The 13450-nt window shown below is 66.4% G+C and carries 14 protein-coding genes; 8 read left to right on the forward strand and 6 right to left on the reverse strand.

The features are described from left to right. Nucleotides 1–515 precede the first annotated feature (515 nt). The 6 genes from DCN14_RS14775 to DCN14_RS14800 all read left to right on the forward strand — a co-directional run bounded on the left by DCN14_RS14775 (nucleotide 516) and on the right by DCN14_RS14800 (nucleotide 6751). The gene (locus DCN14_RS14775; RefSeq protein WP_096506739.1) at nucleotides 516–1730 is read left to right on the forward strand and encodes a cation:proton antiporter; all 1215 of its coding nucleotides are present in this window, start codon (nucleotides 516–518) and stop codon (nucleotides 1728–1730) included. Nucleotides 1731–1744: 14 nt separating this feature from the next. Beyond that, nucleotides 1745–2860, forward strand: a complete 1116-nt coding sequence (locus DCN14_RS14780; RefSeq protein ID WP_096506738.1) for a YbdK family carboxylate-amine ligase — start codon at nucleotides 1745–1747, stop codon at nucleotides 2858–2860. A 505-nt stretch (nucleotides 2861–3365) separates the two neighbouring features. Beyond that, complete coding sequence (locus tag DCN14_RS14785) at nucleotides 3366–4004, forward strand: MarR family winged helix-turn-helix transcriptional regulator (protein WP_096506737.1); 639 nt, start codon at nucleotides 3366–3368, stop codon at nucleotides 4002–4004. Between the two features lie 28 nt (nucleotides 4005–4032). Beyond that, a complete protein-coding gene (locus tag DCN14_RS14790) occupies nucleotides 4033–4743 on the forward strand; it encodes a glutamine amidotransferase (RefSeq protein WP_096506791.1) in 711 nt (236 codons plus the stop codon). A gap of 194 nt (nucleotides 4744–4937) precedes the next feature. Beyond that, nucleotides 4938–6050: an NADH:flavin oxidoreductase/NADH oxidase gene (locus DCN14_RS14795; RefSeq protein ID WP_096506736.1), complete on the forward strand. Its 1113-nt coding sequence runs from the start codon at nucleotides 4938–4940 to the stop codon at nucleotides 6048–6050. 179 nt (nucleotides 6051–6229) lie between these two features. Continuing rightward, on the forward strand, nucleotides 6230–6751 hold the full coding sequence (locus tag DCN14_RS14800) for an SET domain-containing protein-lysine N-methyltransferase (RefSeq protein WP_096506735.1): 522 nt from the start codon (nucleotides 6230–6232) through the stop codon (nucleotides 6749–6751). Nucleotides 6752–6863: 112 nt separating this feature from the next. Here DCN14_RS14800 and DCN14_RS14805 read toward each other — a convergent pair whose 3' ends face one another. Both DCN14_RS14805 and DCN14_RS14810 read right to left on the reverse strand, forming a co-directional pair. Beyond that, a complete protein-coding gene (locus DCN14_RS14805) occupies nucleotides 6864–8348 on the reverse strand; it encodes a sensor histidine kinase (protein WP_096506734.1) in 1485 nt (494 codons plus the stop codon). A 115-nt stretch (nucleotides 8349–8463) separates the two neighbouring features. Then, nucleotides 8464–9156 carry a response regulator transcription factor gene (locus tag DCN14_RS14810; protein WP_006401494.1) on the reverse strand — a complete coding sequence of 231 codons (693 nt, stop codon included), beginning with the start codon at nucleotides 9154–9156 and terminating at the stop codon, nucleotides 8464–8466. A 122-nt stretch (nucleotides 9157–9278) separates the two neighbouring features. Between DCN14_RS14810 and DCN14_RS14815 the strand changes: the two genes are divergently transcribed. Then, a complete protein-coding gene (locus DCN14_RS14815) occupies nucleotides 9279–9509 on the forward strand; it encodes a DUF3717 domain-containing protein (protein ID WP_069746363.1) in 231 nt (76 codons plus the stop codon). 92 nt (nucleotides 9510–9601) lie between these two features. Here the strand turns inward: DCN14_RS14815 and DCN14_RS14820 are convergent, their stop codons facing one another. After that, on the reverse strand, nucleotides 9602–9910 hold the full coding sequence (locus DCN14_RS14820) for a 4a-hydroxytetrahydrobiopterin dehydratase (protein WP_096506733.1): 309 nt from the start codon (nucleotides 9908–9910) through the stop codon (nucleotides 9602–9604). Between the two features lie 119 nt (nucleotides 9911–10029). Next, a complete protein-coding gene (gene phhA, locus DCN14_RS14825) occupies nucleotides 10030–10956 on the reverse strand; it encodes a phenylalanine 4-monooxygenase (protein ID WP_096506732.1) in 927 nt (308 codons plus the stop codon). Nucleotides 10957–11062: 106 nt separating this feature from the next. On the opposite strand from phhA, the gene DCN14_RS14830 reads away from it, so the two are divergent. Then, a complete protein-coding gene (locus DCN14_RS14830) occupies nucleotides 11063–11548 on the forward strand; it encodes an Lrp/AsnC family transcriptional regulator (RefSeq protein ID WP_006408082.1) in 486 nt (161 codons plus the stop codon). A gap of 42 nt (nucleotides 11549–11590) precedes the next feature. Here DCN14_RS14830 and DCN14_RS14835 read toward each other — a convergent pair whose 3' ends face one another. After that, a complete protein-coding gene (locus DCN14_RS14835; protein ID WP_096506731.1) occupies nucleotides 11591–12124 on the reverse strand; it encodes a class IV adenylate cyclase in 534 nt (177 codons plus the stop codon). A 174-nt stretch (nucleotides 12125–12298) separates the two neighbouring features. Further along, nucleotides 12299–13198 carry a LysR family transcriptional regulator gene (locus DCN14_RS14840; RefSeq protein ID WP_096506730.1) on the reverse strand — a complete coding sequence of 300 codons (900 nt, stop codon included), beginning with the start codon at nucleotides 13196–13198 and terminating at the stop codon, nucleotides 12299–12301. Nucleotides 13199–13450 lie beyond the last annotated feature (252 nt).

The raw sequence follows: 13450 nt of genomic DNA on the forward strand, positions 1-13450 counted from the left end.
TCAACTCAAACCTCTGTGAGCAAACAGCCTGTGCAACGGGTTATGGCCGAGCCAACACCTTGATCTTGCTACGTAAACCGAAGTTATCCACAGAACTGTGCGGGCCTTGTTAACTTCTACTACGTATATATACAAATAAACCTTTGAAACCAAAGGCCTGTGGTGCCTCACAGCGCCGCGAGCCGATTCAATCGGTTCCAGAACGAAAAAGCTGTGGCACAATCGGTTTCCTTCGCGTCCGTTCGGCCAAGCGCCGGACATGCTTCAATGGAACGGTCGGCTCGATTTCGAATCTGAATCTTCGAGGCTGCGCAGTCCGTTCACACACCAGGCCGACAATCCAGATCGGCAACCTGAACGACATTTCCGCCGGATGGCGGAATAGGCGAATCCCATGTCTCGCCGTCGTCGACCACAACAATCACATTCGGGGCGATACCCAGCCGGCGCGCATCTCATTTCTGACGCTTGACCCCGCGTCGCTGGCGGTTGCTTCCAAAGGAGAAGTCACCACGATGAAGTCGGCGTTCTCATTCCTGCCCAACTGGCCGCTGTCGCCGGATGCCGTGTTCTGGGCCGGGCTCGCGTTGTTTGCGGCCGGTCTCTGCGGCGAGCTGTGCTATCGTGCGTGGCGGTTACCGCGCATTACCGGTTATGCGGTGATCGGTCTCATCGCCGGATCGTTCGGATTCGGCGTGATCGACGCGAGTACCGACGAAACGTCGCGGCTGCTGATGAATGTCGCGCTCGGCCTGCTGCTGTTCGAGCTCGGCAGTCGTCTCGACCTGAAATGGATTCGTCGCAATCCGTGGCTCATCGCGTCGAGCCTCGCGGAGGCGACGCTCACGTTCGTGCTCGTGCTGTTCGTGATGCTCGCGCTCGGCGTGTCGGGCATGGTCGCGCTCGTGCTGTCGGCGATCGCGATCGCGACGTCGCCGTCGATGGTGATCCAGCTGAAGACGGAGCTGCGCGCGGAAGGGCAGGTGTCGCAGCGTCTCATCACGCTGACCGCGCTCAACAGCGTATATGCGATCGTGCTGACCAAGCTCGTGACGAGCTGGCTCCACCAGGAAGCGTACGGGAACGTTTTCGCGACGATCCTGCAGCCGCTCTACCTGATCGTCGGCTCGTTCATCGTCGCGTATCTGGTCGCGCGCTCGTGCAACTACCTGTTCCGCCACATGACCTCGACGATGCGCGACGAGCATTCGTTCGTCGCGCTGTTCGGCCTCGTGATGCTCGCGATCGCGGTTGCCCAGGCACTGAAGCTGTCGACGCTGCTCACGCTGTTGCTCGCCGGCATCATCGTGAAGAACCTGGAAGCGCGTCCGCAGCTGTGGCCCGAGCATTTCGGCACGGCCGGCTGGCTGCTGACGGTGATCCTGTTCGTGCTGACGCTCACGTCGTTCACGTGGGGCGACATCGCGCTCGGCGGGCTGTTCGCGATCGCGCTGATCGTCACGCGGCTCGCCGCGAAGCTGGCCGGCGTCGTCGTGTTCGCGAAGCCGAGCGGGCTCGGGATGAAGCAGGGCGTCGCGCTCGGCATCGCGCTCACGCCGATGTCCGCGCTGTCGTACCTGCTCGTCGACGACACCTACCAGCTCTATCCGAATTTCGACCCGCACCTGCGCGCGATCGTGATGTGCTCGATCGTGATCCTGCAGCTCGTCAGCCCGTTCGTCATCTACCGATGCCTGTCGGCGGTCAGCGAACGTAGCGACAGAAACTGATTCCGGAACCTGCCATGGCACTCGAAACCTTCGTCAATTCCGAACCGTTCACGTTCGGCGTCGAACTGGAGATCCAGGTCGTCAACACGCACAACTACGATCTGACCAAGGCCGCATCCGACCTGATGCGCCTGATCCAGGGCGAAACCTTCCCCGGCAACATCACGCCGGAAATCACCGAGAGCATGATCGAGCTGTCGACCGGCATCTGCCATTCGCACGAGCAGGCGGTCAGCGAGCTGCATGCGATTCGCGACGTGCTCGTGAAGGCGGCCGACCAGCTCAACGTCGGGCTCGGCGGCGGCGGCACGCATGCGTTCCAGCAATGGAGCGACCGGCAGATCTACGACGCGCCGCGCTTCCAGTACATCTCCGAGCTGTACGGCTATCTCGCGAAGCAGTTCACGGTGTTCGGCCAGCACGTGCACATCGGCTGTCCGGATCCGGACAGCGCGCTGTTCCTGCTGCACTCGATGTCGCGCTTCATTCCGCACTTCATCGCGCTGTCGGCGTCGTCGCCGTTCGTGCAGAACGTCGACACCGGCTTCCATTCGGCGCGCCTGAACTCGGTGTTCGCGTTCCCGCTGTCGGGCCGCGCGCCGTTCGTGCTGACCTGGGACAGCTTCGAGGAGTACTTCACGAAGATGGTCAACACGGGCGTCGTCAACTCGATGAAGGACTTTTACTGGGACATCCGCCCGAAGCCCGGCTACGGAACGATCGAGGTGCGCGTGATGGACACGCCGCTGTCGGTCGACCGCGCGGCGGCGATTGCGTGCTACATCCAGACGCTTGCGCGCTACCTGCTGACCGATCGGCCGCTGAAGCTGTCGGAGGACGACTACCTCGTCTACACGTTCAACCGTTTCGAAGCGTGCCGCTTCGGGCTCGAGGGCACCTGCGTCAATCCTCAGACGGGTGAGCGCCGCACGATCGCCGAGGACATCCTCGACACGCTCGACCGGATCGCGCCGCATGCGGCCGCGCTCGGCTCGCGCGCGGCGCTCGACGAGATCGGCGCGCTCGCGAAGGCGCGCGTCAACGATGCGTCGTGGTTGAGAACCGTTTTCAAGCAGGAAAAATCGCTGAACGAGACGGTTCGCCAGCAGTGCCTGCGCTGGCGCGAATGAAAATATGTTTTGCAGATTACAGGCTCGACCGCGTGGCGATTCGCTGAACGGCGGTCGACGCCGATTCGGCCGGGTCGGGTCGCCAGTCATCCTGAAAATCTGTGGATAACTTGATATTCCGCTTCAAAGTCAACGCTCTGCGAGCTGGATAACCCGGTGGACTCGTGCCGCCGGCACGGTGGCCGATCCGAACAGGAAAATGTTTTCGTGTCCCGCCGCGCGGCCCGCGGACATTGCAGGCACAACGAAAAAAAGCGGTTATCCAGCGATTTTCCACAAAATGAAGGGGATAACTTAGCTGTGCGATTTTCCGCTCTCGCTTAGAATGTCGGCTTTGCGGACACCGGAACGACGCGTGTCTCACCGGTCGCCGCGAACGCGACCGCCGCGTGTGCCTCGCGACGGCCGTGTTGACGCTCTTCAACGAGCGTCTGTTTTGAGATAGACATTCGATCTCCACACTACGGCTGCTCGGCAATCCGGGCGGCGGCAAAGCGAAAAGACTATGAGCGAAGGCGTTTACGGGAATCAGGCTTCGGGACGTGTGACGCACAGCCTGCTGCGATTGAGTACGGCCATGCGAAGCCAGGCATGGGATTGGGCGGAAGGGGCAGGCCTCACGCCGACGCAGGGCGAGATCCTCGTGCTGCTGCTGCAGCGCAAGGGCCCGATGCGGCTCGGCGAGATCGCGCGCGAGACGCAACTCACCGCCGCGACCACCAGCGATGCGGTCAGCACGCTGGAGACGAAGGGGCTCGTCGAGAAGCGTCGTGCACTGGACGACGGCCGCGCACTCGCGGTGCGCCTGTCGGCCCGCGGCCGCACGGCGGCGAAGAAGGCGCTGCAATGGCCGGAATTCCTGACGAAGGCGGTCGGCAAGCTGGGCGCGGACGAGCAGGGCACGTTGTATCGCGCGCTGCTGAAGACGCTGCGCGAGCTGCAGGTGGCCGGCGTGACGCCGCCGCAACGCATGTGCCTGACGTGCTCGTCGTTCCAGCCGGGCAAGCCGTCGAAGAAGACGCTGCACCACTGCGCAACGCTCGACATCTCGATGGCCGACAGCGATCTGCGTCTCGACTGTTCGGTGCACGAAGAAGCCGACGCGGCGACGCAAAAGAAGACCTGGAAGATTTTCGCCGGCTGACGTCCGTCGATCGACCGGGAGGCCGATGATGAACGCTGAAGTCGTGGCGATCCGCCATGTGCATTTCGAGGACCTCGGCAGCTTCGAGCAGGTGCTCGGGGAGCGCGGCCGTCGGGTGCGTTACGTCGACGTCGGATCGTCGCGCTTCGAGGTGCTCGACGCGCTGCAGCCGTCGCTGTTCGTCGTGCTCGGCGGCCCGCTCAGCGTGTACGACGATGCGCAGTACCCGTCGATCGCGCCGCTCGCGGCGCTCGTGCGCCGGCGTATCGACGCGGGCCTGCCGATCCTCGGCATCTGTCTGGGCGCGCAGTTCATCGCCCGTGCGCTCGGTGCGCGCGTCTATCCGGCGGCGCAGGCGGAACTCGGCTGGGCGCCGCTGACGCTCACCGACGCGGGCCGCGCGTCGCCGATGCGCCATCTCGATGGCGCGGCGACGTCGATGCTGCACTGGCACGGCGATACGTTCGACCTGCCGGGCGGCGCGATCCATCTCGCGTCGACGCCCGTGTGCCGCCACCAGGCGTTCGCGTGGGGGCAGCACGTGCTGGCGCTGCAATGCCATCCCGAAATCCGCGCCGACCGCTTCGAACCCTGGCTGATCGGGAACGCGGGCGAAATCGCGTCGACGCCGGGCATCGACGCGCGCCAGCTGCGCGCCGATACCGCGCAGCATGGTCCCGCGCTCGAGACGGCCGCGCGGCGCATGTTCGCGGAGTGGCTCGACAGCGTCGGGCTTTGATCCGGCGCATTCCGCGCCAAGCGTGACCGGCTCGCAGTCGAGCCGGCTTCACCACGCATCCTGCATCGCCAGCGGCCGCGCGCCAGCTCCGACTCCGACCTGACCATCCGCTTACTGCCGATCCGGCCGCCAGCACGCTTGCAGGCTGCGTGCTACGCTCGTCCGCTCTTTCCCTTTCCTGGCGAGCGGCATCCATGACTGCGCTGTTTTCCCCGTTCACGCTGCGCGGCGTGACCCTTCCGAACCGGATCGTGATCTCCCCGATGTGCCAGTACTCCGCCGAGCGCGGCGAGGCGACCGACTGGCACATGATCCACCTCGGCCATCTCGCGCTGTCGGGCGCGGGCCTGCTCTGCATCGAGGCGACCGCCGTCGAACCCGACGGACGCATCACGGCCGGCGACCTTGGTTTGTGGGACGACGTGACCGAAGCGGCGCTCAAGCCCGTGCTGGCGTCGATCCGCAAGTACTCGCCGGTGCGCGTCGCGATGCAGTTGTCGCATGCCGGGCGCAAGGCGTCGAGCGAGGTGCCGTGGAAGGGCGGCCAGCTCGTATCCGTCGCCGATGGCGGCTGGCTCCCGCATGCGCCGTCGGCCGTCCCGCACAAGGATGGCGAGACGCCGCCGCTCGCGCTCGATGCGGCCGGCCTGAACCGGATTCGCGAAGCGTTCGCGGCCGCCGCGAAGCGCGCGGCGCGCCTCGGCATCGATGCAATCGAAGTGCACGCGGCGCACGGCTATCTGCTGCATCAGTTCCTGTCGCCGATCTCGAACCGGCGCACCGACGAATACGGCGGCTCGCGCGAGAACCGGATGCGCTTCCCGCTCGAAATCTTCGACATCGTGCGCGCGGCGTTTCCCGAGGACCGGCCGGTCGGCGTGCGCGTGTCGGCGACCGACTGGGTCGAGGGCGGCTGGGAGCTCGACGACACGATCGCGTTCGCGCACGAGCTGAAGCAGCGCGGCTGCGACTGGATCGACGTGTCGTCCGGCGGCGTGTCGCCGCTGCAGAAGATTCCGCTGTCGCCGGGTTACCAGGTGCCGTTCGCGCAGGCGGTGAAGCGCGCGGTCGGGATGCCGACGATCGCGGTCGGCCTCATCAACGAGCCCGCACATGCGAACCGCCTGATCGAGGCCGGCGATGCCGACTTCGTCGCAATGGCGCGTGCGATGCTGTACGACCCGCGCTGGCCGTGGCATGCGGCCGCGGAGCTCGGCGCGCAGGTGACGGCGCCGCCGCAGTACTGGCGCTCGCAGCCGCGTGAGCACAAGGCGTTGTTCGGCGACATCGAATTCGGTCAACGCTGAGCGCCATGCGCGCAACATTGCGCGCGATGTTGAACGAAGCAATCGTGAACGTGTAGGATGCGGGTGATTCGCCGCATGCCCCGACGCGGCACCGAGCGGTGCCGCGTTTTCGTTTGCGCGGCGCAGGGCCGCGGTCGCGGCCGTTTTCCATTCAAGTCGTCTTCACAAGGATTCGTTCGATGAGTTCACGCAGGATCGCGGTGCGCCGCTCGGGAGTACACGGCAAGGGCGTGTTCGCGGTGGAACCGATCAAGGCCGGCGAGCGCGTAGTGGAATACAAGGGCGAGCGGATTTCGTGGAAGGAAGCGCTGCGCCGCCATCCGCACGACCCGAACGAGCCGAACCATACGTTCTACTTCGCACTGGAAGAGGGCGGCGTGATCGACGGCAAGATCGACGGCAACAGCGCGCGCTGGATCAACCATTCGTGCGCGCCGAACTGCGAGGCCGAGGAGATCAAGGGCCGCGTGTTCATCCACGCGCTGCGCGACATCGGCCCGGAAGAGGAGCTGTTCTACGACTACGGCCTCGTGATCGACGAGAAGCTCACGAAGAAGCTCAAGCGCGAATACGCGTGCCATTGCGGCACGGCGACGTGCCGCGGCACGCTGCTTGCGACGCCGGACGACGACGGCAAGAAGAAAAAGAAGAAGGACGGCAAGTCCGAGTCCGGCGCGAAGGACAAGAAAAAGAAGAAGTGAACGACGCGGCCGCGCATCGCGCGCGGCTGCTTTGCCGGATGGCCGCCGCGCGCCGTATCGCCGCGCGGTCTGGCCATCCCGATGCGGGCCTGCCGTGCCTGCCGTTCCCGGCTCAGTGCGCCGGTGTGGCGGCCGGGGTTTCGCTGGTCGGCGTCTCGGCCCGTTCGGCGAGCGGCACGCGCACCACGAAGCGCGAACCGCCTTCCGACGCATCCTCATACGACACCGTGCCGCCGTGCATTGCGATGATGTCGTGCACGATCGCGAGGCCGAGCCCGGCCCCCGTCTCGACGCCGTTGCCGCTTTGCGCATCGCCGCGGAAGAACCGCTTGAACAGGTCCGCCTGCTGGTTCGCCGGCACGCCCGGGCCGTTGTCCTCGACGACGATCTCGGCGGCCGGCTGGCCGCTCTCGAGCGCGCCGCGTGCGACGTTCACCGTGATTCGCGCGCCGTCCGGCCGCGCGAGCGGCACGTACTTCAGCGCATTGTCGAGCAGGTTCGCGATCACCTCGCGCAGCAGCACCGGGTTGCCGCGCACGTTCAGCTTTTCGTCGTCGCCGGGTTCGTCGCTGCGCTGGAAGCCGAGGTCGACATGCGACGCGAGCGCGCGCGGCACCCATTCGGCGCCCGTCTCGAACGCCATCGCCGCAAGGTCGACGTCGACGAAACGCGCGGCCTGCTCGCCCGGCTCCGCGCGAGCGAGCGACAGCAGCTGGTTCGACAGCCGCACCGCGCGGTCGGCGGCGGCCCGCAGCTCGCGCACCGCGGTATAGGTTTGCTGCGGGTCGCGCGCGACGGCCGCCTGCTCGGCATGCAGCTTCACGGCCGTGAGCGGCGTGCGCAGCTGGTGCGCGGCATCGGCGATGAACTTGCGCTGCGCGTCGAGCGCCGTCTTCAGGCGGCCGAGCAGTGCATTCATCGCGCTCGTCAGCGGCCGGATCTCGAGCGGCACGTCGGTTTCGTCGACCGGCTCCAGCGACGTGTGGGTCTGCCGGTTCAGCGAATCGGCGAGATGGGTGAGCGGGCCGAGCTGCTGGTTCACGACGCGCCACACGATGCCCCAGCCCGCGAGCAGCAGCAGCAGCAGCGGCATCATGATCGCGACGAGGAATTCGGCGGCGATCCGGTAGCGGTGCCGGACCGGCTGCGCGACTTCGACCACCATCGGCCGGCCGCCCTCGACATCGTCGACGCGCACCTGTGCGACCCGCACCGCACGGTTGTCGTACTCGGCTTCGAACACGTACGCGTGATGCATGCGGCGCACGTTGATGCCCTGCAGCGGCAGCTTCGGATCGCCGGCGAGTTCCTGTTCGCCGTCGCTGATCCGGTAGATCAGCGCCTCGGCGGGATCGGAGAACATCGCCTGCGCGAGCGGCGGCACCGTGAACGGCGCGTCGGGGCCGGCGATCTGGATCTGTTTGGAGATGGCGGTCGCGAGATCGGCGAGCGAGCGGTCGATCACGTGTTGCGTGTATTGCCACGCGAGCCAGTAGGCAATCAGGCCGCTCATCAGCGCGAGCATCGACAGCGGCGCGGCGAGGCGCCTGAGCAGCGAGCGGCGCAGGCTGGTGGTCACAGCCGGATCAGAAGACATTTCGACGGGCAAATGGATAAGCGCCGCTCATGGGGAGCGGCGCGGTCGTGCGTCGGACGGCGACGCGGGCAGGGCGCTCGCCGGCGGCACGCGGCCGGCCGGCGTGCGGCACCGCTCAGACGCTCGCCGTCTGGCGGATTTCCTGCAGCAGATAGCCGAAGCCGCGCACCGTGACGATTTCGACACGGCACTGCTCGAGTTTCTTGCGCACACGGTGCACGTAGACTTCGATCGCGGTGTCGCCGAGATCGCCGCCGAAGTGCGTGAGGTGATCCTGCAACTGGGCCTTGCTGACGACGCGGCCGTGACGCAGCAGCAGCATCTCGAGCACCGCGAACTCGCGCGGCGACAGTTCGAGCGGCTTGTCGTCGTTGAAGATGCGGCGATCGACGCCCGACAGGCGGACACCGCCGAGCGACACTTCCGGACGCGGCATGTCGCTGTGCGGGCCGCTGCGGCGCATCACCGCGCGGATGCGCGCTTCGAGCTCGGCCGGTTCGAACGGCTTGAGCATGTAGTCGTCGGCGCCGGAGTTCAGGCCCTGAATCCGGTCGTTCAGTTCGTCGCGCGCGGTCAGCACGATGACGGGCGTGTGGCGGTTCGTCTGGCGGAAACGCGTGAGCAGCGTCATCCCGTCGATGCCCGGCAGGCCGAGGTCGAGGATCACGAGTTCGTGGCGGTTCTGTGCCAGCGCCTGTTCGGCAAAAATGCCGTCATGCACCATGTCGACGGTGAAGCCAGCCTGCTCGAGGCTGCTTTGGATACCGCGTGCGATGGGGCGGTCGTCTTCGATCAGAAGGAGTCGCATGAAGTTCGCTCAAGTACAATGGGTTGGCGGTTCAGGCACGCGGACAGCACGACGCCGTTTCCACAGGGGCGCCGCATCGCCTGACATCAAGCATGGCGGCCAGCGAACGATTAAATCCAATCATGTCCGATATTTCGATCCACGACCTCGAAGCCGCGATCAATTTCTGGCGCGCCCGCTCGCCGTCGAGCGGCGACGAACTCAAACTCTGCGAAGAGGCCAACGCGCTCTCCAAGCCGTATGCGCTGCTGATTGTACAGCGCGAAAGCGCGCTGCAACTGGAAGGTTTGGACCCCAAGGCGCGGAAAGCGTACGAGACTTACGTGCGCCTTAAGGATGGCTTGGAAAGCTGAAGGCTTCCGCTGAGTACATCCTAGAAAACGTTCATCGAAATGAAAAGTTGACGCGCCGCGCGTCGAAAGAGGCGCGGCGGTAGAGGAAACGCTCAGGCGGCGGGTTGGGTGTGCGCGCAGGCCTGATCGATGAATTGCGCGAGCTGGATATCGCGTTCGGTCAGGCCGTCCGCGTCGTGGGTCGACAGCGTCACGTCGACGCGGTTGTACACGTTGAACCATTCCGGGTGGTGATTCATTTCCTGCGCCTTGATCGCGACGCGCGTCATGAAGCCGAAGGCCTCGTTGAAATCGGCGAAGCGCAGGCTGCGCTGGATCGCGTCGCGGCCCGGCACGGCCGTCCAGTGCGGCAGGCCTTCGAGCCGGGTCTTGCGTTCTTCGGATGTGAGCTTGTGGATCATGGTGCACCTCGTTCGGTAACGGCGCCCGCGCGCGGGCAGAGGCCACGCGGCAAAGCCGGTACCGGCCATTGTTTCATAGTTGGCGAACGGGCATCCGGAGGCGGGCGCCCGTGCTTGCGTCACGCATCCGCGTCGTCCGGCCAGCCTTCGCCCGTGCCGCGATGCAGCACGCGGTCGCCGTCGATCACCGCGCCGGCCGGAAATTCGGGCAGTTCGGCGAGCCGCTCGGCCAGCGCACGGCCGTCGACGTCGGCGAGCGCGAACAACTGCGCGAAATCGTCGATCACGAAGTAGGTCTTCTGGAACGTGTCGATCCGGTACTGCGTGCGCATCACGCGCTCCAGTTCGAAGCCGAGCCGGTTCGGCGCCGCGCTTTCGAGGCTGTACAGGCTCTCGCCCTTGCTCGACACGATCCCCGCGCCGTAGATCGACAGCCCGTTCGTGCCGTTCGGGTCGCGGATCAGGCCGAACTCCACCGTATACCAGTACAGCCGCGCCAGCCGCGCGAGCGCTGCTTCGTCGTCCGCGACCGCGAGCGCGGTGCGGCCGTACGCCTGCATGTAATCCGCGAATACCGGGTCGATCAGCAGCGGCACGTGGCCGAACAGGTCGTGGAAGCAGTCGGGTTCCTGCAGGTAGTCGAGCTGGTCCGGGCGGCGCATCCACCAGGTGACCGGAAAACGCCGGTTCGCGAGGTGTTCGAAGAACACGCGATCGGGCACGAGGCCCGGCACCGCGACGATCTCCCAGCCCGTGGCCGGCTTCAGCTGGCGGTTCACGTCGGCGAACGACGGCACGCGGTCGGCCGGCAGGTCGATCTTCCCGAGTCCGGCGACGAACGCGTCGCACGCGCGTCCGCGCAGCAGCGCCGACTGGCGCGCGTAGAGCTGCTGCCACACCGCGTGGTCGACCTGGCCGTAGCGTTCGAGCGGCTGGTCGATGGTGAAATCGGCGCGGGTTTCGAGGCCCGCGTCGAACTGCTCCTGCAGTTTCGCGGTGACGACGGTAGACATGATCGGGCTCTGCATGCTGTGGTTGGGAATCATGCAAGTGTAGAGCGGCAGTCGTGCGGAATGGGCGTAAAGATGGCGTGTATTTGCCTGTTAATGCGATAATCGCGCATCAAAACAGGAATGGATGCGGAGAATGCTCATGCTGGAATTAGATCACTTCGATCTCGCGCTGCTGGACGTGCTGCAGCGCTTCGGCCGCGCGACGCACCAGCAGCTCGGCGAGGAAGTGCCGCTGTCGCCGTCGCAGATCGGCCGGCGGCTGCAGCGGCTGGAAGCGGCGGGCGTGATCGAAGGCTACCGTGTGATGCTGCGCCCGGAAAAGCTCGGGCTCGGCGTCACCGCGTTCACGAGCCTGAAGCTCAAGCACCACGGCGATTCGATCATCGAGCAGTTCCAGCAGCAGATCGACGTGCTGCCCGAAGTGCTCGAATGCCATGCGGTGGTCGGCGATGCCGACTATCTGTTGCGGATCGTCGCGCCGGACCTGAACGCGCTGTCGCAGTTCGTGATGAAGAAGCTGATGCGCGTGCCGGGTGTCGACAGCGTGCGCTCGAACATCGTGCTGACGACCTTCAAGCGCAACGGCGCGCTGCCGCTCGCGCATCTGGCGCCCGGCGCGGCATGATGCGGCGGCCGGGCGCAAGGCCGCGCCGCGGGTAGGGCCGGATCAGGCCGCTTCGGACTGCGCGTCGGCGTTCAGCAGGTCGACGTACGCGACCGCGACGAGATCGTCCGCCGGCACGCCGAGCTTCGCGAACACATCGTGCGCTTCGGCTTCGCCGCCGGCTTCATCGTCATCCGGGCCGAGCACGACTTCCAGTTCGATGAAGTCGCCGAGGCCGTCGACGCGGTCGAGGTGGATGCGCGTGCGGCCGGCCAGGTACACGTGCCGTTCCTTCGTCACGATTCCGCGCGTGGTCAGCGCGGTCGCGAGCAGCGAATGCATCGCGTCCGGGTTCGTGACCGGGCTGCGCGTGTAGTACGACGCCTTCGGGCCGTCGCGGTCGTCGCGCTGGTAGAAGATCAGCTCGGCCGGCGTGCCGTCCTCGAAGCGGCGCAGCTTCAGCCGGCCGCGCGGCACGTCGTAGAAGAAATCCTGCTGGCGGTAGAAGAGCGGCGCCTCGGTGGCGAGCGCCGCCGCGCGTTCGCGCAGTTGCTCGAATTCGCGGGCGCGGGCTTTGATCTCGATGTTGCGGGCCATGCGGGTCTCCTTCAATCCGGGTCTCGCGGTGTGCGAACGCACAATCTAGCAAAAAGCTTGCGATGGTGGCGTGACGACGCGGTGACGCGAGGCGGCTCGTCCGTGTCGCAACCGCGGTTGCCCCCCATGCGTCGACGTCCACCGCCCGTCGGCCCGCGGCGCCATCAGCCGCGCTCATGTCGCCCACTGAGTCTCGATCAGCCGCAGCGCCGCCGTGATCGCAGGCTCGTCGCGCCGCTCGGCGAGCGCCACGAACGTCAGTTGGGTCGGCACCGTCACGCGTTCGACGATCGTCAGCGCATGTGCGTGCGCTTCGGCCAGCGCGGTCGAATCGCGCGCGAGCGTCAGCCCGATGCCCGATTTGACGAGATCGAGCATCGATTGCTCCTGGTCGACCTCGGCAACCTTGACCGGCTGCGCGCCGGCCGCCGCGAACACGCGCGACAGCAGCCGGTGATGCGCGGATGCCGGCGGCGTCCAGATCCACGGCAGCGCGGCGAGCGCGCGCCAGTCGTGCGCGCGCTGCACGCGCTCGCGCCAGCCAGCCGGTGCGAGCACGCGATACTGGAAATGCGTGAGCGTGACGGTGTGAAAGAGCGCATCGTCGCGCGGATCGTCCTCGCCGGGCCGGCCGATGTAGTAGCCGACGTCGAGCGCGCGCGCCCGCACCTGTTCGAGCACCCATCCCGACATGCCGTGCCGCAGCGCGGTTTCGACCTGCGGGTAGGTTTCGACCAGCGCGCGCAGGAAGCCGCCGAGCCGCAGGAAGCCCGGATCCAGAATCGTGCCGATCCGGAGCCGGCCGCGCACCTCGTGCCGCAGCGCAGCCGCGGCGCGCGCGACGTCGGCGGCCGCGGCCAGTGCGCGCTCCGCGTGCGGCAGCAGCGTCTGGCCGTCGCGGGTAAGCGCGAGCCCGCGCGACGTGCGCGTGAACAGCGCGACGCCGAGCGTTTCCTGCAGATGCTTGATCTGCAGACTCACGGCCGGCTGCGTTACGTGCAGCTGGGCGGCGGCGCGCGTCAGGTTGCCTTCGCGGGCGACCGTCGCGAACGCGCGGAGCAGGGTGAGATCCATCGTCGTGATATGAGCGCAGCTTATGACGCAGTTCAGCATAACTCATTGGATCGGCGGCCGGCTGCGGGAGTACGCTTCATCGATCGCGTCGCCGGCGACGCACTATGCTGGGAATGAGAGCGGCGCCGCGCCGCGCGTTGGACAACAAGAAGATTGGGGTGGGATACGAGTGAGTGTTGAAGCGCTGACTTCGTCCAGCCACGCCGTGGGATTCGAGTAGGCGTTGAAGCGCTGACTCGGGCCGACCGCCGT

It is taken from the genome of Burkholderia sp. IDO3 (assembly GCF_003366075.1).
GTDB lineage: Bacteria > Pseudomonadota > Gammaproteobacteria > Burkholderiales > Burkholderiaceae > Burkholderia > Burkholderia anthina.